The sequence below is a fragment of the Janthinobacterium sp. LS2A genome (genome assembly GCF_036543145.1).
Taxonomy (GTDB): Bacteria; Pseudomonadota; Gammaproteobacteria; order Burkholderiales; family Burkholderiaceae_D; genus Janthinobacterium; species Janthinobacterium aestuarii.
The window spans coordinates 801,905-821,791 of sequence record NZ_JAZHPB010000001.1 but is presented as its reverse complement, the minus strand read 5'-3'; the positions used below and the strand labels follow the sequence as shown (position 1 = coordinate 821,791).

Below are 19,887 nucleotides of genomic sequence, written 5' to 3'. Positions count from 1 at the left end.
CCATGCCGCGCGACCCCTCCTGGCGCGGCCGCCTGACCGGCGCTGCCGTCGTGCTGCTCGTGCTGTGGCCGATGCTGGTGCAGGCCGAATTCAAGCCGTGGATCTTATGGGATGCGCAAAGCCTGGCCGCCACCTGGCAATTCATCGCCAGCTTCGTGCCGCCCGCCCACTCGCTGGAATTCCTGCAACTGGTAGCTATTTCCAGCTGGGAAACCATTGCCATGGCCACGGCCGGCATGGCGCTGGCCATGCTGGGCGCCATCCCATTGACCTTGCTGGTGACTGAGCGGCTGTCGATTTCGCGCATCGGCTCTGGCCGAGTGTCGCCGCTGGCTGCCAGCGTGCGCCACGCCGTGCGCGCGCTGCTGGTGCTGCTGCGCAGCGTGCCGGAACTGGTCTGGGCCTTGCTGCTGGTGCGCATCGTCGGCCTGGGACCGACGGCGGGCGTGATCGCCATTGCGCTCACTTATTGCGGCATGCTGGGCAAGGTCTACGCGGAAATCCTCGAGTCGTCGGATGCGTCCGCCTGCAACGCCCTGCTCCACAACGGCAGCGGCCGCTTGAAAGCCTTGCTGTACGGCGCCTTGCCCGAGTCGGCCGCCGAACTGGTGTCGTACACGATTTACCGCTGGGAATGTGCGATCCGCGGCTCCGTCGTCATGGGTTTTGTCGGCGCGGGCGGCCTGGGCCAGCGCATGGATGAATCGATGAAGATGATGGCGGGCAGCGAACTGGCCACGATGCTGATGGTGTTCGTGCTGCTGGTGGCGGGTGCAGACGCCGTGTCCGCCATGCTGCGCCGGAGGCTGGCATGAAGCATCACCTTGACGCCATGCTGCCCACCCCGTCGCCCGTGCGCTGGTCGACCTGGGCCTTGCTGGCCGGTTTGCTGCTGCTGGTCATCGCCAGCTTCGCCACCCTGCCCCTGAAATGGGGCGAATTCTTCAGCGCCGACGCCGTGCGCACGAGCGCCGACTTCCTGCACGGCTTCGCCCCGCCCGAGCTGGCGCCGAACTTCCTCATGAAAGTGGGCGTCGCCACGTTCGAGACCCTGGCCATGTCGGCCATCGGCACGGTGATCGCGGCACTCGTGGGCGCGCTGCTGGCCCTGCCCGCCAGCGGCCGCTTTGGTCGCTTGGCGCGCAATGCCACGCGCGCGATACTCAACGTGCTGCGCTCGATTCCCGAACTGGTATGGGCTTCGATTCTGCTGATCGCCGCCGGCCTGGGCCCGTTCGCGGGCACCCTGGCGCTGGCGCTGCATACGATGGGCGTGCTGGGCCGATTGTTTGCCGATGCGTTTGAGAATTGCCCGCCCTTGCCCGCCGCCACCTTGCGCATCAATGGCGCGCGTCCTGCCGTGGCGTTGCTGTACGCCACCTTGCCCCAGTGCGGGCCGCAGATGATGTCGTACACCTTGTACCGCTGGGAAAACAATATCCGCGCCGCCGCCATTCTCGGCGTCGTCGGTGCTGGCGGCCTGGGGCAAATGCTGAAATACCATCTGTCGCTGTTCCAGATGCAAAACGCCGCTACCGTCATCGTCGCCATGCTGCTGATGGTGGCCGCCGTCGATGGCCTCAGCTACCTGCTGCGCCGCGCCATGACCCGTTAATTTTTTACTTTTCACAAGGAAAACCCATGTCAGGCTGGTGGACCATTATCTCGACAGACACGCCGGAGCAAATGGCCGACATGACGAAAGTCAACAAAGACGCTTTTCTCGCCACGTGGGAAGCGGGCCTGTTCGGCGCCGACTGGATCGCCCAGCTGTGCCACGATGGCAAGGCAACCCAGCTGTCGTCGAACGGCTTTCCCAACCGCTACACGGCGCCGGCGAACGTCGTCGTGCCCCTGCTGCAGGCGGGCATCGCCGAGGCGCAGGATGGCGAATTTCCACAGGACCGGCTCACAGGCTGGCCCGGCTGCATTACCGTGCACCAGGACCGCATCGCCGCCTGTGAACCCGGTCAACTGCTGACCATCGAAGTGTGGGATCAATCGTAAATGATGATCAAAGGCAAATGGTTTAGACTGATGCGCAGCCGCAACTAGAGGAGTTCATGATGGGATTGGCAATTTCGGTCGGCGCCCTTGCCGACCTGCAGGAAGAAGACCCGGAAGGCGCGCAGTGGCTCGTCACCGCTTTGGAAGAAGCCAATCTGCTGCTGCAAAAGGCGGGGCTGCCACAGCACAACGAACCGGCCACGCTGCCGCAACTGGACTCGCGCGTCATGCTCGATTCCTTTCCATACAGCTTCCTGCACACGCTGCGCCGCGCGTATGCCCATGCACGCCTCGATGCGCAATGGCGTGCCACGCCACTGGCCGACGGCGAGGATGCAACGGAGGATCCGGTGCTCGATGCCGCGCAGGATGACTTTGACAGCCACCTGATCTGCCATTCCGATTGCGAAGGTTTTTATTTCCCCCTCGTCTTCGAGGAAGTCATTTTTGCCGATAAGGAACACGCGCTGCTGGGTGGCATGCTGGGCTCCTCGTACAGCCTGCGCGCTGAACTGGTCACGGTCGCGCCCGCGCTGGGCATATTTCTGCTGGGCGACGAACTGAGCGATGAAGAAGCGGCCCGCATCAATGCGCGCATCGACGCGGAGGACGGCCTGGAACGCGAACTGGTCGCCTGGCTGGCCGCGTACGAGGCATGCCGGCTCAGCATCGAGCACAAGACGGCGATCGTCTTCAATTGAGTATGCTGATACGCACCACCACCGCCGCCGATTGGCCGGCACTGAAGTCCACGCGCCTGGCCGCCCTGCTCGACGCGCCCACGGCCTTTGGCGCCAGCCACGCCAGCGCCGCCGGTTTTTCCGATGCCGACTGGCAGCAGCGCGCCACCAGCACGCCCCAGCGCACGTTTTTCCTCGCCTTTGATGGAGAACACCCCATCGGCCTGGCCGCGCAAGTGGTGGCCGGCAATGGCGAGTGCCACCTGATCGCCATGTGGGTGCATCGCGAATATCGGGGCATGGCCGTGGCGCAAGGCCTGGTCGACGCCGTGAAACAATGCGCTGTCGGCAATGGCCATCGTCGGCTGGTGCTCGACGTGGCACCGGAAAATGCACGCGCGGCCGCGTTTTACCGGAAACAGGGCTTTGTCTTTTTACCGGAGTGGGAAGCGCTGGAAAGCCATCCGCATATCCAGGTGCAGAAGATGGAGTGGCTGGCGCCGGCATAGGTATTAATCAGTACAAAGGTGCAAAGTGATGCTGCGATCTATTTCCACACTCCTGATATTGACCGCCCTTGCCGGCAAGGCGAGCGCAGCGAATATTCCCGATATCGTTCTTGAATATGCCCATGCGTTTGCGCAAACACAGGCGGCGGACAAGCAAGCATCCACGCCGCCAGCCGACTACGCGCAATGGTTCTTTGAGGGCTTGACCCATCCCTCCGGCGGCATCGTGACGCAATCGGCCGCCATGCGAGATGCCTACGTGAATGGCCAACGCTATTGGCGCGATCATCCGTCCGAACGGACCAACATCATGGCAGGCTATGGCTACCGTGCCGTCGAGCGCGATGGCGTCTGGTCGCGGGGCTTTGAAAAGAGCGTTTTCCAACCGGCCCATGTTGACCTGGACGGTGACGCCGGCGCATGGTGGTTCAACTCCTTCGGCAGCGTCGCGTGGCGGGACGTCGGCCTGGTGGCGCCCAATTCAAGCTATGAGCAGCCGCGCGTGCATATTGCCGGTTATCTCAGTCCCAAAGGCCATTACGGCCATCTGGGCGCCTATGAACATGAAGTCCTGGTCACGTCGGGCGTCGCCGTGCAAGCTGCGGATCATTGATGGTGAATCCGGATAAACGCGATTTCAGGCACTCCATTCATCCCGATTGACATCCTGTCTTAAAAACCACCTGGCGCCTGTGTTTTTTTCTACACTCTGCCAAGGTGAGATTACTTGGGATTCAAATGAACAGGATGAATATGCGTGCAATAGCTGGTCTTATGCTGTGTTTATACGGCGCCGCGGTACAGGCCCAGGCGGATACGGCGCAAGCCACAGAGCCATCCGTGCAGGATGAGACAGCGTCCGTCAATGTAAAGGGCATCCGCGACCCGGACTGGAAGCCCTACAGTGCCATGCTCAAGGGCGTCAAGCGCTTCGAGGAAAAACAGGCGCTGGCGCCAGGCGCGCAGCTGCGCTTCATCCTGGAGCCGCGCCGTGCCGATGTCGACATGCACGCCATCGCGCTGCGGCTGGAAAGCGATGAAGCGGCTATGGCCATACCGCTGGGGGAGCGCAATATCTTCACCTTGCCCGTCGAACAGGGGCTGCTGTATGAGAAGGCCGAGCTGACCGTGAACCGCAAGGCGGGCTCGGTCAGGTGGATTCCCTACGTCAGGAGCGCGGCGGCCAGCGACACGTTGCGCCGCCTGGGCGACCTGCGGCTGGCGTGCGAAGTCCATTGGGCCATCGACAAGGACACCTTGCCTTTTGCCATGCGCACGGCGATGGGCGCATTGGGCGGACCCTGCAATTTCGTGTCGCAAAAGGGCACCTACAGCTTTTCCGAACCGCGGCGCATCACGGCCGCGACCATCAGTTACAACGGCAAAAGCGCGCCCGTGCCCTTCAGCGGTTCGTCGTTCACGCCGCCATTGCGGGAGCAGGATTGGAGCGATGACAGCGTTGTCGAGCTGACGTTCGACAATGAACAAGCTGCGCGGTGATTATTTCACCCGCTGCTTTTCCAGCTTCCTCGCCAGCGTACGCCGGTGCATGCCGAGGCGGCGGGCCGTTTCCGAGATATTGAAATCCGTCTCGGCCAGCATTTCGTGGATGCGTTCCCATTCCAGGGTCTTGATGTTGGTGGCGCGGTTCGTCAGTTCGATGTCGGCGTTGCCGGCCACGTGGCCGAAGGCAGCTTCGATGTCGTCCGTGTTCGACGGTTTCGCCAGGTACTGGCAGGCACCCAGCTTGATCGCTTCGACGGCCGTGCCGATGCTGGCGTAGCCGGTCAGCACGACGATCAGCATCTCCGGGTCGTGCTGGTGCAGCATCTGCACGCAGGCCAGGCCCGACGTATTGCCGTTGAGTTTCAGGTCGACGACGGCGTAGTCGGGGCAATGCTGTTCCAGCAAGGCGCTCGCTTCGTCGAAATTGGTGGCCAGGATGACCTGGTAGCCGCGCCGTTCGAACGAGCGGCCCAGGGTGCGTGCAAACGCGGCATCGTCTTCCACGATCAGTAACAGACGGTCATCCTGCATGGTGGTCGCTTTCTCTTTCCAGTTTGATGGCCGCCAGCGGCAAGGCCAGGTGCACCACCGCCCCGCCCTGCACCCGGTTGCGTGCCGTCACCGTGCCGCCCAGGGTACGCGCGACATTGACCACCAGGAACAAACCGAGGCCGCCGCCGGGCTTGCCCTTGCTGCTTTGGTACGGCTTGCCCAGGTGCGTCAGCATCGACGGCTCGAAGCCAGGGCCCGCATCGGTAATGACCAGGTGCAAGGCGTCCGCTTCGCGCGTCGCTTCGAAACGCAGCCACTCGGGCGATGCTTCCAGCGCATTGTCGAGCACATTGCAGATGGTTTGCTTCAAGGTCGAATCGAAGACGACGGGCACGTCGTGCTCGATGCGGTTATCGTACTCGAAACCCTGGATCGGGCGGCTGGTGCGCCACTCGTCGACCAGGTCGTTGAGGAAGGTATTGATCGTCGTTTTCACGGAAGATTCCCCGCGCGCCTCGCCCGCGGACAATAAAATGCCGCTGACAATGCTCTTGCAGCGCTGCAACTGGGCCTGCATTTCCGTGATTTCTTCCAGCAATTCGCTGTTCTTGCTCAATTCCGGCATGCGGCGCCAGTCGCCGAGGATGACGGAGAGTGTTGCCAGCGGCGTGCCCAGCTCGTGCGCGGCGCCCGATGCCAGCAAGCCCATGCGGATGATGTGCTCTTCTTCCGCCGCGCGCTGGCGCAAGTCCGCCACCTTGGCGTCGCCGGCGCGCTGGTTGCGGTTGATGCGCGTGATGAACACCACGAGCAAGGCGGCGTTCAGGATGAAACAGATCAGCAAGCCCTGCACGTACAGGCTGGAAAAGCCCCGCTCGGGGTCGATCGGCAGAATCAAGGGGCCGGGCAGCAATGCCAGGCCGGCCAGGCACAGGCTCGTAATGGCCACCATGATCCACGTCGACCACACTTCCAGCAGGACGGCGCTGAGGATGACTTGCAACAAATACAGGAAGGCAAACGGATTGCTGATGCCGCCGCTCAGGTAGAGCTGGGCCGTCAACACGGTGACGTCGACCAGCAGCGCGAGGAACAACGCCGTGTTGGAGACGGGCTGGCGTTCATGCCAGCGCAGCAGGCTGGCAAGGTTAAAAGCGATGAGGCAGGACAACACTTCGAGCATGTAGGGCACGGGCAAGGCGATGCCCAGTCCCACGCCCACGCCGAAGATCGTGCTGATCTGGCCGATCACGGCCAGCCAGCGCAGCTGGATCAGCAGCTTCATGTTCTGGTGGCCGGCCGGATGTTCCATCTCGGCCGCCACCGCGCCGCGCTCTAACACTTCGCGGTTGGGCAGGATCTCAATCCTGCCCGGCATGGTCGCTCTCTTGCGTGCCTGCGCGACGGCGCGCGCGGCGGCGCTTGTCTTCGCGCACGATCCACCACGTGATGCCGGCCACCATCAGGGCCAGCGCGAACCACGTCAGGGCGTACACGAGGTGGTTGTTGTGGAAGGAAATCACGGTCAGGCCGCCGACCGGTGCGTCGCTGGCCGTTTCCGATTTTGCCTTTGCGTCGACAAAATATGGCGCCACGTTGGTCAGCATGTGCGAGGCGCAAATGGCGGCCACGTCGCGCGAATACCAGTGCTGCGTGGCAGGACTGTTTTCGCGCAAGAAACCGCCGCCCGTTTCGCTGACGCGCAGCAAGCCGTCGACGTGCACGATGCCGGCCGGCGTGCTGGCGGCGATGCCTTCGCGTTTCGGCACGAAGCCGCGGTTGACCAGCACGGTGCTGCCATCGGCCAGACGCAAGGGCGTCATCAGCCAGTAACCGCTGCCCAGTGCCGTCGTTGCTTGCACCAGGGTATTAAAAATGGGGAGATAGGTACCGGAGAGTCGCACATGGCGGTATTCGTCCGTTTGCTGCGTGATGCTGGCCCAGGCTGCGGGTCCAGGGGCGTCCGTTGCGGGCGCATGTACGCGTTGTTCGACGCGCTCGATCAGGTCAAGCTTCCAGAACAGGCGCTTGACTTGCCAGGTGCCCAAGGCACAGAAACCGGCAAACAAGATCCCCGCCAGCAAGGCTAATGCGTAGCGCACAGCCATGCCGCGTGGGCCTGGCGCGGCATCTTGCGATGCGGCGCCAGGGGCGCGCCCGGTGTTGCTTGGGCGCGTATTACTCATCATGGAGCCGTTTTCGTATGCATGTACTCAGGCATCAGATCCGGCATCATGTTGTGGTTCATGTGGTACATGACCCACAGGGAGCCGGCCATGGCAATGCCCACGATCATGATGGTGAAGATCAGCGCCATCATGTTCCAGCCGCCTTCGGACTTGGTGTTCATGTGCAGGAAGTACACCATGTGTACCACCACTTGAACAGCCGCGAACGCCAGCAGGACCAGGCCCATGGTGCCCGAGTTGGTGATGGCTTTCGTCATCACCAGCCAGAAAGGAATGGCCGTCAGGATCACCGACAGGATGAAACCGATCGTGTAGCTTTTCAGGCTGCCATGATCGTGGTTGTCATGGTGGTGGCTATCGCCGTGTGTGTGGTGGTCGCTCATGGCAGCACTCCCATCAGGTAGACAAAGGTGAAGACGCCGATCCAGATGACGTCCAGGAAGTGCCAGAACAGCGACAGGCACATCATGCGGCGGCCGTTTTCCGGGGTCAGGCCATGCTTGTTCAACTGGAACATCAAGGTCACGAGCCAGATCACGCCGAACGTCACGTGCAAGCCGTGGGTACCGACCAGCGCGAAGAACGACGACAGGAACGCGCTGCGTTGCGGACCGGCGCCTTCGTGGATCAGATGAACGAATTCATACATTTCCAGCGACAGGAAGGCCAGGCCGAACAGGCCCGTGATGCCCAGCCAGACCAGGGTGCTGCGCAATTGCTTGCGCTGCATGGCCAGCATGGCGAAGCCGTAGGTGATCGACGACAGCAGCAGCATGGCCGTGTTGACGGCCACCAGCGGCAGATCGAACAGCGCGGCGCCCGTCGGGCCGTCCGCGTAGCTGCGGCCGACCACGGCGTACGTGGCGAACAGACAGGCGAAGATCAGGCAATCGCTCATCAGGTAGAGCCAGAAACCCAGCAGGCTGCCGTTTTCCGGGTGGTGCTCGCGCACAAAGTAGCTGCGCGTGCTTGGTGCGGCGCCAGCGGCGCCGGTGTTATGGGCGATGGTATCAGACATGGCTGCTCAGCAATTTAGTATAAGCGTCTTCGGTACGGACCACTTCTTCCGCAGGAATGTAGTAATCGCGCTTGTAGTTAAAGGTATGGACGATGATGGTAACCATCATGATCACGAAGCCAATGCTGGCGACGAGCCACATTTGCCAGATCAGGCCAAAACCGACCAGTGCGGACAGTGCGGCGATCACGAAACCAGCCCAGGTGTTCTTCGGCATGTGGATCTTCGTGAAACCGGACGTCGGACGCTGGTAACCGTGTTTCTTCATGTCAGTCCATGCATCGAGTTCGTGCACTTGTGGCGTGAAGGCGAAATTATAGTCTGGCGGTGGCGACGACGTCGACCATTCCAGCGTACGGCCGCCCCATGGGTCACCGGTCACGTCGCGCAGAGCGTGACGGTTGCGGTAGCTGACGAAGAACTGGATCAGCATGGAGCCGATACCCAGTGCGATCGAGACAGCGCCAAACCAGGCGATGATGGTCCAGATTTGCAACGATGGATCTTCGAAGTGATTGACACGACGGGTCACGCCCATCAGGCCCAGCACGTACAGCGGCATGAAGGCCAGGTAGAAGCCGACGAACCAGAACCAGAACGAGCACTTGCCCCAGAACACGTCGAGCTTGTAGCCGAAGGCTTTCGGGTACCAGTAGTTAATCGCAGCGAAGACACCGAAGACCACGCCGCCGATAATCACGTTATGGAAGTGGGCGATCAGGAACAGGCTGTTGTGCAGCACGAAGTCAGCTGGTGGTACGGCCAGCAATACGCCGGTCATGCCGCCGATGGTGAAGGTGACCATGAAGCCGATCGTCCACAGCATGGGCAGTTCAAAACGGATACGGCCGCGGTACATGGTAAACAGCCAGTTGAAGATCTTCGCGCCCGTCGGGATCGAGATGATCATCGTCGTGATGCCGAAGAAGGAATTGACGCTGGCGCCCGAACCCATGGTGAAGAAGTGATGCAGCCATACCAGGTACGACAGGATCATGATGACGCAGGTGGCGTACACCATCGAGGCGTAGCCGAACAAACGCTTGCTGCTGAACGTGGCGACGACTTCCGAGAACACGCCGAACAGCGGCAGGATCAGGATGTAGACCTCTGGGTGGCCCCAGATCCAGATCAGGTTGACGTACATCATGGCGTTGCCGCCCAGTTCCGTCGTGAAGAAGTTAAAGCCTGCAACGCGGTCCAGCGACAGCATGGCCAGCACAGCCGTCAGCACCGGGAAAGCGGCGACGATCAGGATGTTGGTGCACAGTGCGGTCCAGGTGAAGACGGGCATTTTCATCCAGGTCATGCCTGGCGCGCGCATCTTGACGATGGTGGCGATCAGGTTGACACCGGACAATAGCGTCCCGACCCCGGCAATCTGCAAGGACCAGATGTAATAGTCTACCCCCACGTCCGGACTGCCGACGATGCCCGACAGTGGTGGATACGCCAGCCAGCCCGTGCGGGCGAATTCGCCGACGAACAGCGAAGCCATGACCAGGGCGGCGCCCATGGTGGTCATCCAGAAGCTGAAGTTGTTAAGGAATGGGAAAGCCACGTCGCGCGCGCCGATTTGCAGCGGCACCACGTAGTTCATCAGACCCGTCACGAAAGGCATCGCGACGAAGAAGATCATGATCACGCCGTGAGCGGTGAAGATCTGGTCGTAGTGATGCGGTGGCAGGAAGCCGGCATTGTCGCCAAAGGCGACAGCCTGCTGGGTACGCATCATCAGCGCATCGGCAAAGCCGCGCAGCAGCATGACGAGACCCAGGATCATGTACATGATACCGATTTTTTTATGGTCGATACTGGTGATCCAGTCGCGCCACAGGGTACCCCAGACGCGGAAATACGTCAGTGCCGCAACGAGTGCGATACCGCCCAGGGCAACCATGGCAAAGGTCACCAGCAGGATAGGTTCGTGAAATGGAATTGCATCCCAAGTCAGACGGCCGAATATAAGCTTCGTCAGATCAATATGGTCTAGCATTGTTACTCTCAGAGAAAAAAGGGAGGCGCCAGGCAAACGGCGCCAGTATCTGCAGCGCAATGCGCTGCGGGATTCATGCAGTTGTTACTTGGCTTGAACGCCCTTTTCAACCACTGCATCGCTAGCGACTACTGCCGTTACGGCCGCTACCGGGCTATTTGCCATCGTCAACTTATATGGCTGGACCGGCGTCACGCACAGGGCGTCGGAAACGATGGTGCGGTTCAGGATTGCCTTGTACAGGTCGTTTGGCACGGCGCTGTAGCGGCGGACCGGATCGCGTTCGCTAGGCTGGGCCAGCGACAGGTAGTCGTCGCGGTTCAGTGCGCCGCCACCGGCACGTGCCGATTCCACCCATTTGTCGAAGTCCGCATCATTGACACCGTGGAACTTGAAGCGCATGCCCGAGAAACCGGCACCGCTGTAGTTCGCGGAGAAGCCCTTGTAGACACCAGGCTTGTTGATGACGGCATTCAACTGCGTTTCCATGCCCGGCATGGCGTAGATCTGACCTGCCAGTGCGGGGATGAAGAACGAGTTCATGACGGACGACGCGGTGATCTTGAAGCGGATTGGACGATCGACAGGCGCGTACAGTTCATTCACGGAAGCGATGCCTTGCTCCGGGTAGATGAACAGCCATTTCCAGTCCAGGGCCACGACTTCGACGATCATCGGCTTGTGGCTGGCAGGAATAGGACGGTTGGCGTCGATACGGCTCAATGGGCGGTATGGATCGAGGGTGTGGGTACTGATCCAGGTCAGCAGGCCCAGCACGATAATGATCAACAGGGGCGCGCCCCAGATAATCAGCTCGAGGCGAGTCGAGTGGTCCCAGTCCGGCTCGTATTTGGCCGCGGTGTTGTTTTTTCTATAGCGCCATGCGAAAAGCAGGGTCAGGGCGATTACCGGAACGATAATCAACAGCATCAGCAATGTCGAGATGACAATCAGATTGCCTTGCTGAACTGCGATGTCACCAGACGCATTCAGTACCACCGTATTGCAACCAGCCAACAATGCGAGAGGTAAAAGAAGCAGTCCGTGACGAACTTTTAATGAAAACATACAGGAAAGTCCAGTACAGGGGATGAAGATATGGTACTGTATTCTCACTGGAGCGCGTTGGCAATTGGACGTTTTGTCCTACCCCTTGCTCGGATTTTCACTGGGTGGCTGCGGAGTTTTCCTACAGCTATCTATTGAATAGTCCTACTCCGGGCGTGAGACACCCGGGGTATGTTACGCGTTGGCCGAACTCGAAACTATATTGGAGACGATCATCATGTCCAGCACGCGCATACACAGCGGGGATGTACCCGCCGACTTTTCCCCCCACTCCCTGCGCGACGCACGCGGGGCTGGCATGGTCGAATCGCATATCGACCCCGGTGAGATCGCCGTCGGCGTGATCATCGGCCGCGCTTCCGAATACTTTGACTTCTTTGTCTACGCCATCGCCTCGGTGCTGGTGTTTCCACGCGTCTTCTTCCCGTTTGAAGAACGCCTGGAGGGTACATTATATGCATTCCTGATCTTTTCGTTCGCCTTCATCGCCCGTCCGTTCGGCACCGTGATCTTCATGGAGATCCAGCGCCGCATGGGACGCAGCGCCAAGCTGACATTCGCCCTCTTCCTGCTGGGCGTGTCGACGGCCGGCATCGCCTTCCTGCCGACCTACTCGCACCTGGGCTTTGCCGCCATCATCTGGCTGTCCGTGCTGCGCATTGGCCAGGGCGTGGCGCTGGGCGGTTCGTGGGATGGCTTGCCTTCGCTGCTGGCACTGAACGCGCCGGAAAACAAGCGCGGCTGGTACGCCATGTTGGGCCAGCTGGGCGCACCGGTTGGCTTCCTGATCGCCGCCGGCCTGTTCTGGTTCATGCTGACCACCCTGACGGATGAAGACTTCCTCGACTGGGGCTGGCGCTATCCTTTCTATGTGGCTTTCGCCATCAACGTGGTAGCCCTGTTTGCCCGTCTGCGCCTCGTGTCGACGAATGAATATGCGCGCCTGCTCGACGAACGCGAACTGCAGCCCGTGAGCGTGTTTGAAATGAGCCGCGGCCAGGGCCGCAACGTGCTGATCGGCGCCCTCGCCGCGTTGGCCAGCTACGCCCTGTTCCACCTCGTCACCGTGTTCCCGCTGTCGTGGATTTCCGTCTACCAGACGCGTTCCGCCTCGGACTTCCTGCAAATCCAGATGCTGGGCGCCGTGCTGGCCGCCGTCGGCGTGGTGATTTCCGGCGTGCTGGCCGATAAAGTGGGCCGCCGCACCACCCTGGGCGTGCTGGCCGTGCTGATCGCCATCTTCAGCGCCTTCGTGCCAACCCTGATGGGTGGCGGCAATACGGGCCAGGACGTCTTCATCCTCGTGGGCTTCAGCCTGCTGGGCTTGTCCTACGGCCAGGCAGCCGGCGCCGTGACGGCCAACTTCCCTGCCCGCTTCCGCTACACGGGCGCGGCCCTGACGTCCGACCTGGCCTGGCTGGTCGGTGCCGGCTTCGCCCCGCTCGTGGCGCTGGGCCTGTCGGCCAACTTCGGCCTCGCCTATGTCAGCTTCTACCTGCTGTCGGGTGCCGTCGCCTCGCTGGCCGCCCTGAGCCTAAACCGGGCGCTGGAAATCCGCGACTGACATATAGACTGACATATATATAGAGAGAGAGGCAATCCGGGTGGCAGCGCGCCGCCATCCGGAACACCCCAAAAACACCCCAAAAACGCCGGCACCGTCCGGCGTTTTTTCGTAGGTCGGCTTAGCCTGCAGGGCGTAAGCCGACAGGCGCCGCCACGAAGATTGTCAGATTACGCTGCGCTAATCTGACCTACGCAGCTAAAACTGACATATATATAGAGGCAATCCGGGTGGCAGCGCCCCGCCACCCGTAACACCCCAAAAACGCCGGCACCGTCCGGCGTTTTTTCGTAAGTCGGCTTAGCCCGCAGGACGTAAGCCGACAGGCGCCGCCACGAAGATGGTCAGATTACGCTGCGCTAATCTGACCTACGCAGCTAAAACTACCATATATGTATAGGCAATCCGGGTGGCAGCGCCCCGCCACCCGTAACACCCCAAAAAACGCCGGCACCGTCCGGCGTTTTTTCGTAGGTCGGCTTAGCCCGCAGGGCGTAAGCCGACAGGCGCCGCCACGAAGATTGCCAGATTACGCTGCGCTAATCTGACCTACGCAGCTAAAACCCGGCCCGGCCCGGCTCACTGTATCGACAGTTGCCGCCCACCCGTGCCTTCCTTCTTCGGCAAGTCCAGCAGCAGCACGCCATTTTCATAGCGGGCCTGCGCGCCGGCCTCGTCCACCTCGTGCGGCAGCACGAAACTGCGGTACTGCTGGCCGTACTCGCGTTCGCTGCGCACGGTCTTGCCGCCGCCGTCGCGCGTCACTCGCTCATCCTTGAGTTCGGCGCTGATGGAGACGCGGTTGCCGTCGATGGAGACTTTGATATCGTCCTTGTTGACGCCGGGAATGTCCGCCTGTACCTGATAGGCTTGTTCGGTTTCGGAAATGTCGACACGCATGCGTGCCGAACCGCCATCGCGCAAGCGCAAGGCGGGTGCGAAAAAGTCGTGCATGAATTCTTCCATGTCGCTGAACGGGTCGAAACGTGCCAGCGGGTTTTGCGGATCGCGACGGATCAGTTGATTAGCCATGATGTCCTCCTGCATGGGCTGGTTTGCACACGGCGGCCGTCCGCTTGGACGTCGCCACCTCCTGCATCTTAGGATGTCAACAACCAATCTCTTTGATCTGCCTCAATCGTGGCCAGCTTGATTTTTCCTCTACCTTCATCTGTGCGCTGCCCCGCATTGCACTACCTTGCGCCTGCGAAAAATGCCCCAAGGCTGTTATGCTAGCGCACGCTATGCTTGACCACCAGAAATCTTGCATTTCAATTAAAATTGATTTTTTCGCGACAGCCTTACACGGACATGATGAATACCAAGACCCCGATCGACTCCTTCAGCTTTCGCCGCATCCTCGCCCGCAACGTGACCTTGCCGCTGGTCATTGGGGTCGTCACGGCCCTCGTGTTCGTCGCCCTGATCGCCTACCTGCTCTCGGCCTTGCGCTCGGTCGAGCATTCCGAACGGGTAATCGGCAACGCGAATGAAGTCATGAAATTGTCGGTCGACCTGGAAACGGGCATGCGCGGCTATCTGCTGACGGGCGATGAAACTTTCCTGGCGCCGTATAAATCGGGCAAGGCCAAGATCGCCGTGGAAATGACCACCCTGCTGGACCTGGTATCCGACAGCCCCATCCAGGTGGACAGGCTGCGCCGCATCCGCGCGCTGCAAGGCCAGTGGCTCGATTACGCTGAAGGCGTGATCGCACAGCGCCGCAACAACCAGGAATTCCTTGCGCGCGTGCGCCAGGGCGAAGGCAAGCTGGAATTTGACGAAATCCGCCGCGAATTCCTCGCCTTCCTGTCCATGGAACAGCGGCTGCGCCAGGAACGGGCCGATACGGCCGAAAGCCGCACCATGCTGGCCGTGGTCGTGTTCCTCATCCTCAGCCTGGGATTGTCGGGCTTGCTCGCCTACCTGGGACGGCGCGAACTGCTGCGCCTTTCCGATATCTACAACGATGCGCTCGAGCAGCGCGGCAAGGACAACGACGTGCTGCAGGAGCAAGCGTGGCTGCGCACGGGGCAGACGGAACTGGCGGCCCACACGAGCGGCCAGTTGGGCTTGCCGCAACTGGGACGGCACGTGCTCGATTTCCTCGCCCACCGCCTCGACGTGGCCATCGCCACCCTGTACGTCGTCGACGAGGATGGCAGCCTGCGCCGCACGGCCGTGTACGGTTTCAACGAACAGGGCGTCAAGGAAAAACAGGTGTTCAAGCTGGGCGAAGGCCTGGTGGGCGAGACGGCGCGCGAAAAGCGCCTCAAGCATGTGCAGCAAGTGCCCGAGAACTACCTGACCGTGACGTCGAGCCTGGGCCGCGGCGCGCCGCTGGAACTGGTCCTGGCGCCCGTCAACAATGAAGGCGTCGTCAACGGCGTCATCGAACTGGGCTTTACGCATCCCGTCAGCGCCCGCGCCAAGGAATGGCTGAACCTGATTGCGGCGAACGTCGGCACCTCGCTGGAAGCGGCCCTGTACCGCCAGCGCCTGCAAAACGTGCTCGAAGAAACCCAGCAATTGAATGAAGAACTGGAAGTGCAGCAGGAAGAACTGCGCACGGCCAATGAAGAGCTGGGCGAACAGTCGCGCGTGCTGGAACAGTCGCAAGCCCACCTGGAAGAGCAAAAGGCGGCGCTCGAGCAGTCGAACGGGCAACTGGCCGTGCAGGCGCTGTCGCTGGACCAGAAAAATATGGCCATCGTCCAGGCGCACGCCCAGCTGGAAGCACGCGCGGAAGAATTGCAGCGGGCCAGCCGCTACAAGTCCGAATTCCTGGCGAACATGTCGCACGAGCTGCGCACGCCGCTGAACAGCTCGCTGATCCTGTCGAAACTGCTGTCGGACAACACCAGCGGCAACCTGACGCCGGAGCAAGTGACGTTTGCGCAAACCATCTATTCGGCCGGCAACGATTTACTCACCCTCATCAACGATATCCTCGACATTTCCAAGGTCGAGGCGGGCAAGCTGGAATTGACGCCGGAAAGCGTGCCTTTCGACGAACTGCTCAGCAGCATGAAAATGCTGTTTGGCGCCCAGGCCCAGCAAAAGAAACTGACACTGAGCGTCAAGGTAGCGCCGGATACGCCGCCGTCGCTCGTCAGCGACCGCCAGCGCCTTGAGCAAATCCTGAAAAACCTGCTGTCGAACGCCATCAAGTTTACCGATACGGGTACCGTGAGCTTGCACGTGAGCAGCGGCGCGGATGGCCAGGTGCGCTTCCAGGTGCAGGATTCGGGCATCGGCATTGCCGACGACCAGCAGCACAAGATTTTCGACGCCTTCCACCAGGCCGACGGCACCACCAGCCGCCGCTATGGCGGCACGGGACTGGGCCTGTCGATTTCGCGCGACCTGGCCGCCTTGCTGGGCGGCAGCATCGAGCTGGCCAGCACGCCAGGCCAGGGCAGCACGTTTACCCTGGTACTGCCGGCCGTCATGCCGGAGCGCGCCGTGGAAGCGGAGCCGGCCCCGGCCGCAGTGCCGCAAGCGCCCGCAAAAATCGCGGCCGCCGCGCCCAAGCCGGCGCCCGCCGCCAAGCCCGTGCCGCTGCCCACCTTCCAGGATGACCGCGACAGCGTGCCGGCCGCCAAGACGGGCCAGCGTTCCGTGCTGGTGATCGAGGATGAACCGTCGTTTGCCGGCATCCTGTTCGACCTCGCGCATGAAATGCAATACCGCTGCCTGGTGGCGCACGGCGCCGATGAAGGCTTGCGCCTGGCCGAAGAATTCCTGCCCGACGCCATCCTGCTCGACATGGGCTTGCCGGACCGTCCGGGTTTGCTGGTCTTGCAGCAGCTCAAGGAAAACCCGCTGACGCGCCACATTCCCGTGCACATCGTGTCTGGCAACGACCAGATCCAGGAAGCGATGCAGTTGGGCGCCATCGGCTACGCCACCAAGCCGCGCACGCGCGAGCAGCTGAAGGAAGTGTTCCGCAAGCTCGAGTCGAAATTCACGCAGCAGATGAAGCGCATCCTGCTGGTCGAGGACGACGAACGCCAGCGCGAAAGCGTGGTGCACCTGATCAGCGACGACGACGTGGAAATCACGGCCGTGGCGCTGGGCGAACAAGCGCTGGAATTGCTGAAAACGCAGATCTTCGACTGCATGATCATCGACTTGAAGCTGCCCGACATCCAGGGCAACGAATTGCTCGAACGCATGGAGCATGAAGAGCTGTGCTCGTTCCCGCCCGTCATCGTCTACACGGGCCGCAACCTGAGCCGCGAGGAAGAAGCGGACCTGATGAAGTATTCGCGCTCGATCATCATCAAGGGTGCCCGTTCGCCCGAACGCCTGCTCGACGAAGTCACCCTCTTCCTGCACAAGGTGGAATCGGAACTGTCGAGCGAGCGCCAGGGCATGCTGCAGCAGGTGCGCAGCCGCGAACGCGTGTTTGAAGGACGCAAGATCTTGCTCGTGGACGACGACGTGCGCAATATCTTTGCCCTCACCAATGCGCTGGAACAGCGAGGCGTGGTGGTGGAAATCGGCCGCAACGGCTTCGAAGCCATCAGCAAGCTCAACAGCGTGGACGATATCGACCTCGTGCTGATGGATGTCATGATGCCGGGCATGGATGGCCTGGAAGCGACCCGCCTGATCCGCGCCGATGGCCGCTACAACAAGCTGCCGATTATCGCCATCACGGCCAAGGCCATGAAGAATGACCAGGAAGAATGCCTGCAGGCGGGCGCGTCCGATTACCTGGCCAAGCCGATCGACCTTGATCGTTTGTATTCGCTGCTGCGCGTGTGGATGCCGAAGATGGAACGCATCTGATGTCCCAGCGCACCACGGACGCGCAGCTGCAGGCGCTGATGGAAGCGCTGTACCAGCGCTACAGCTATGATTTTCGCGACTATTCCCTGCCCTCGCAGCGGCGCCGCCTCAATCATGCGCTAGACCGCTTGCATTGTGCAGATGTGCCTGCCCTCCAGCAGCGCGTGCTGGACGACCCGGCCGCCTTTGGCGACCTGCTGCAGATTTTGACCGTGCCCGTCACGCAAATGTTCCGCGACCCCGCATTTTTCCTCGCCTTGCGCGAACACGTGGTGCCCGTGCTGAAAACCTACCCGTCGCCGACCATCTGGGTGGCCGGCTGCTGCACGGGGGAAGAAGCGCTGTCGCTGGCCATCGTGCTGCACGAGGAAGGCTTGCTCGAACGCAGCACGATCTACGCCACCGATATCAATCCACAAGCGCTGGCCACGGCCGCACGCGGCGCCTATCCGCTGCACCGGCTTGAAGAATATGGCGCCAACTACCTGGCCGCGGGCGGCCTGGGCCAACTGGCCGACTATTACATGGTCGAGCATGCCACGGCACGTTTCCAGCAGCGTCTGCTCGACAAGATCAACTTTGCCGACCACAGCCTGTCCACGGACAGCGTGTTTATTGAAACGCAATTGATTTTGTGCCGTAACGTCTTGATTTACTTTAATAAAACCTTGCAGGAACGGGCCCTGGGCCTGTTCCACGATTCGCTGTGCCACCGGGGCTTCCTGGGCTTGGGCAGCAAGGAAAGCACGCATTTCACGCGCTTTGCCCCCGACTTCGAGCCATTGCCGGGTCCTGAAAAGCTCTACCGCAAGCGTGCGCCGTCGCACGCCGCTTCCCACTACGCTGGACGGCACATGCCAGGAATGAAACATGATGAATGAAACAAGCACCAAACTGCTGATCGTCGACGACTTGCCGGAGAACTTGCGCGCGCTCAACGCGCTGATACGCGAAAGCGACCGCAGCGTCTATCAGGCCTCGTCCGGCGAAGAAGCGCTGGCCCTGCTGCTCGAGCACGATTTCGCGCTGGCCATCCTCGACGTGCAAATGCCGGAGATGGATGGTTTTGAGCTGGCGCAATTGATGCGCGGCACGGAAAAGACGCGCCACATCCCCATCGTCTTCGTCACGGCGGCCGGCAAGGAAATGAATTTTTCCTTCCAGGGCTATGAAAGCGGCGCTGTCGATTTCCTGCACAAGCCGCTCGACATCAATGCCGTGCAAAGCAAGGTCAACGTGTTTGTCGCCCTGCACCAGCAGCGCAGCGAGACACGGCGTCAGGTGCAGGCGCTCGAGCACAGCCGCCAGCAGCAGGAAGCGTTATTGAAGGAATTGCGCGCCACGCAGGCTGAACTGCAGCGCTCGCTGCGCCTGCGCGACGAATTCATGTCCATGGTGGCGCACGAACTGCGCACGCCGTTGAACACGCTGTTCCTGGAAACGCAGATGCGCACCGTCAACCTGGAACGGGGCAACCTGGCCGCCTTCGAGCCGGACAAGCTGGGCAAGATGGTGGCGCGCGACGGGCGGCAAATCCGCAGCATGGTGCGCCTGATCGACGATATGCTCGACGTGTCGCGCATCACCAGCGGCAAGCTGTCGATCCGCCGCGAAGCCGTCGACCTGACCTGCCTCGTGCGGCGCGTGGCGGACGACCTGGGACCGTATGCGGCCGCATCGGGCAGCGTGCTGGAAGTGATGGCCTTCGAGCCCATCCACGGTTTCTGGGACGCCTTCCGCGTCGAACAGATCGTTGTCAATCTGATCAGCAACGCCGTGCGCTACGGCCAGGGCCAGCCCGTGGAAATCAGCCTGGCGCACACGCAGAACAGCGCCGTCATCGAAGTGCGCGACCATGGCATCGGCATCAATGCGCGCGACCAGGAACGCATTTTCGATGCCTTCGAGCGTGTCATGCACCAGGACCGCACGGGCGGACTGGGCCTGGGCCTGTTCATCACCAAGCAGCTGGTCGATGCGCATGGCGGCGCCATCACCCTGCAAAGCCAGCCCGGTAATGGCGCCCTGTTCAGCGTCACCCTGCCGCTGGCCGGCAGCTGA

General features: G+C 61.4%; 19 protein-coding genes. 11 read left to right on the top strand and 8 right to left on the bottom strand.

Annotated features, from left to right (window positions below; translation table 11 throughout):
- Positions 1 to 2 precede the first annotated feature (2 nt).
- From V3C40_RS03805 to V3C40_RS03775, 7 genes are all read left to right on the top strand, one after another.
- On the top strand, positions 3 to 815 hold the full coding sequence (locus V3C40_RS03805; RefSeq protein ID WP_331776558.1) for a PhnE/PtxC family ABC transporter permease: 813 nt from the start codon (positions 3 to 5) through the stop codon (positions 813 to 815).
- Positions 812 to 1,615: a phosphonate ABC transporter, permease protein PhnE gene (gene phnE / locus V3C40_RS03800; protein ID WP_331776557.1), complete on the top strand. Its 804-nt coding sequence runs from the start codon at positions 812 to 814 to the stop codon at positions 1,613 to 1,615. The genes V3C40_RS03805 and phnE overlap by 4 nt, the downstream gene beginning before the upstream one ends.
- A gap of 26 nt (positions 1,616 to 1,641) precedes the next feature.
- Positions 1,642 to 2,007, top strand: coding sequence for a hypothetical protein (locus tag V3C40_RS03795; RefSeq protein ID WP_331776556.1), 366 nt, complete (start codon positions 1,642 to 1,644; stop codon positions 2,005 to 2,007).
- A gap of 56 nt (positions 2,008 to 2,063) precedes the next feature.
- Entirely contained in the window at positions 2,064 to 2,708 is a 645-nt protein-coding gene (locus V3C40_RS03790) for a hypothetical protein (protein WP_331776555.1), read from the top strand.
- A 2-nt stretch (positions 2,709 to 2,710) separates the two neighbouring features.
- Positions 2,711 to 3,196, top strand: coding sequence for a GNAT family N-acetyltransferase (locus V3C40_RS03785; protein WP_072453568.1), 486 nt, complete (start codon positions 2,711 to 2,713; stop codon positions 3,194 to 3,196).
- Between the two features lie 28 nt (positions 3,197 to 3,224).
- Complete coding sequence (locus V3C40_RS03780) at positions 3,225 to 3,809, top strand: hypothetical protein (protein WP_331776554.1); 585 nt, start codon at positions 3,225 to 3,227, stop codon at positions 3,807 to 3,809.
- Between the two features lie 227 nt (positions 3,810 to 4,036).
- Entirely contained in the window at positions 4,037 to 4,696 is a 660-nt protein-coding gene (locus tag V3C40_RS03775; RefSeq protein ID WP_331776553.1) for a hypothetical protein, read from the top strand.
- Here the strand turns inward: V3C40_RS03775 and V3C40_RS03770 are convergent, their stop codons facing one another.
- The 7 genes from V3C40_RS03770 to cyoA form a co-directional block, all read right to left on the bottom strand.
- Complete coding sequence (locus tag V3C40_RS03770) at positions 4,697 to 5,233, bottom strand: response regulator transcription factor (RefSeq protein WP_034788474.1); 537 nt, start codon at positions 5,231 to 5,233, stop codon at positions 4,697 to 4,699.
- Positions 5,223 to 6,572 carry an ATP-binding protein gene (locus V3C40_RS03765; RefSeq protein ID WP_034748064.1) on the bottom strand — a complete coding sequence of 450 codons (1,350 nt, stop codon included), beginning with the start codon at positions 6,570 to 6,572 and terminating at the stop codon, positions 5,223 to 5,225. Before V3C40_RS03765 ends, V3C40_RS03770 begins: the two co-directional genes overlap by 11 nt.
- The gene (locus V3C40_RS03760; RefSeq protein WP_331776552.1) at positions 6,556 to 7,383 is read right to left on the bottom strand and encodes an SURF1 family protein; all 828 of its coding nucleotides are present in this window, start codon (positions 7,381 to 7,383) and stop codon (positions 6,556 to 6,558) included. Before V3C40_RS03760 ends, V3C40_RS03765 begins: the two co-directional genes overlap by 17 nt.
- Positions 7,380 to 7,766: a cytochrome o ubiquinol oxidase subunit IV gene (gene cyoD / locus V3C40_RS03755; RefSeq protein WP_034748058.1), complete on the bottom strand. Its 387-nt coding sequence runs from the start codon at positions 7,764 to 7,766 to the stop codon at positions 7,380 to 7,382. Before cyoD ends, V3C40_RS03760 begins: the two co-directional genes overlap by 4 nt.
- Positions 7,763 to 8,401 carry a cytochrome o ubiquinol oxidase subunit III gene (gene cyoC, locus V3C40_RS03750; RefSeq protein WP_034748055.1) on the bottom strand — a complete coding sequence of 213 codons (639 nt, stop codon included), beginning with the start codon at positions 8,399 to 8,401 and terminating at the stop codon, positions 7,763 to 7,765. Before cyoC ends, cyoD begins: the two co-directional genes overlap by 4 nt.
- Positions 8,394 to 10,397 (bottom strand): cytochrome o ubiquinol oxidase subunit I, encoded by a 2,004-nt coding sequence (gene cyoB / locus V3C40_RS03745; protein WP_046682725.1) that lies wholly within the window; start codon positions 10,395 to 10,397, stop codon positions 8,394 to 8,396. Before cyoB ends, cyoC begins: the two co-directional genes overlap by 8 nt.
- An 84-nt stretch (positions 10,398 to 10,481) precedes the next feature.
- Complete coding sequence (cyoA, locus tag V3C40_RS03740; RefSeq protein WP_331776551.1) at positions 10,482 to 11,465, bottom strand: ubiquinol oxidase subunit II; 984 nt, start codon at positions 11,463 to 11,465, stop codon at positions 10,482 to 10,484.
- Between the two features lie 217 nt (positions 11,466 to 11,682).
- Here cyoA and V3C40_RS03735 point away from each other — a divergent pair, with 217 nt between their 5' ends.
- On the top strand, positions 11,683 to 13,029 hold the full coding sequence (locus V3C40_RS03735) for an MFS transporter (protein WP_070302334.1): 1,347 nt from the start codon (positions 11,683 to 11,685) through the stop codon (positions 13,027 to 13,029).
- A gap of 579 nt (positions 13,030 to 13,608) precedes the next feature.
- Here V3C40_RS03735 and V3C40_RS03730 read toward each other — a convergent pair.
- Positions 13,609 to 14,061 (bottom strand): Hsp20/alpha crystallin family protein, encoded by a 453-nt coding sequence (locus V3C40_RS03730; RefSeq protein ID WP_034748582.1) that lies wholly within the window; start codon positions 14,059 to 14,061, stop codon positions 13,609 to 13,611.
- A 282-nt stretch (positions 14,062 to 14,343) separates the two neighbouring features.
- Between V3C40_RS03730 and V3C40_RS03725 the strand changes: the two genes are divergently transcribed.
- The 3 genes from V3C40_RS03725 to V3C40_RS03715 are packed head-to-tail and all read left to right on the top strand — an operon-like array spanning position 14,344 to position 19,887.
- Positions 14,344 to 17,826: a response regulator gene (locus V3C40_RS03725; RefSeq protein WP_070302779.1), complete on the top strand. Its 3,483-nt coding sequence runs from the start codon at positions 14,344 to 14,346 to the stop codon at positions 17,824 to 17,826.
- Positions 17,826 to 18,707, top strand: coding sequence for a CheR family methyltransferase (locus tag V3C40_RS03720; RefSeq protein ID WP_331776550.1), 882 nt, complete (start codon positions 17,826 to 17,828; stop codon positions 18,705 to 18,707). The genes V3C40_RS03725 and V3C40_RS03720 overlap by 1 nt, the downstream gene beginning before the upstream one ends.
- A complete protein-coding gene (locus V3C40_RS03715; RefSeq protein ID WP_072453562.1) occupies positions 18,697 to 19,887 on the top strand; it encodes a hybrid sensor histidine kinase/response regulator in 1,191 nt (396 codons plus the stop codon). Before V3C40_RS03720 ends, V3C40_RS03715 begins: the two co-directional genes overlap by 11 nt.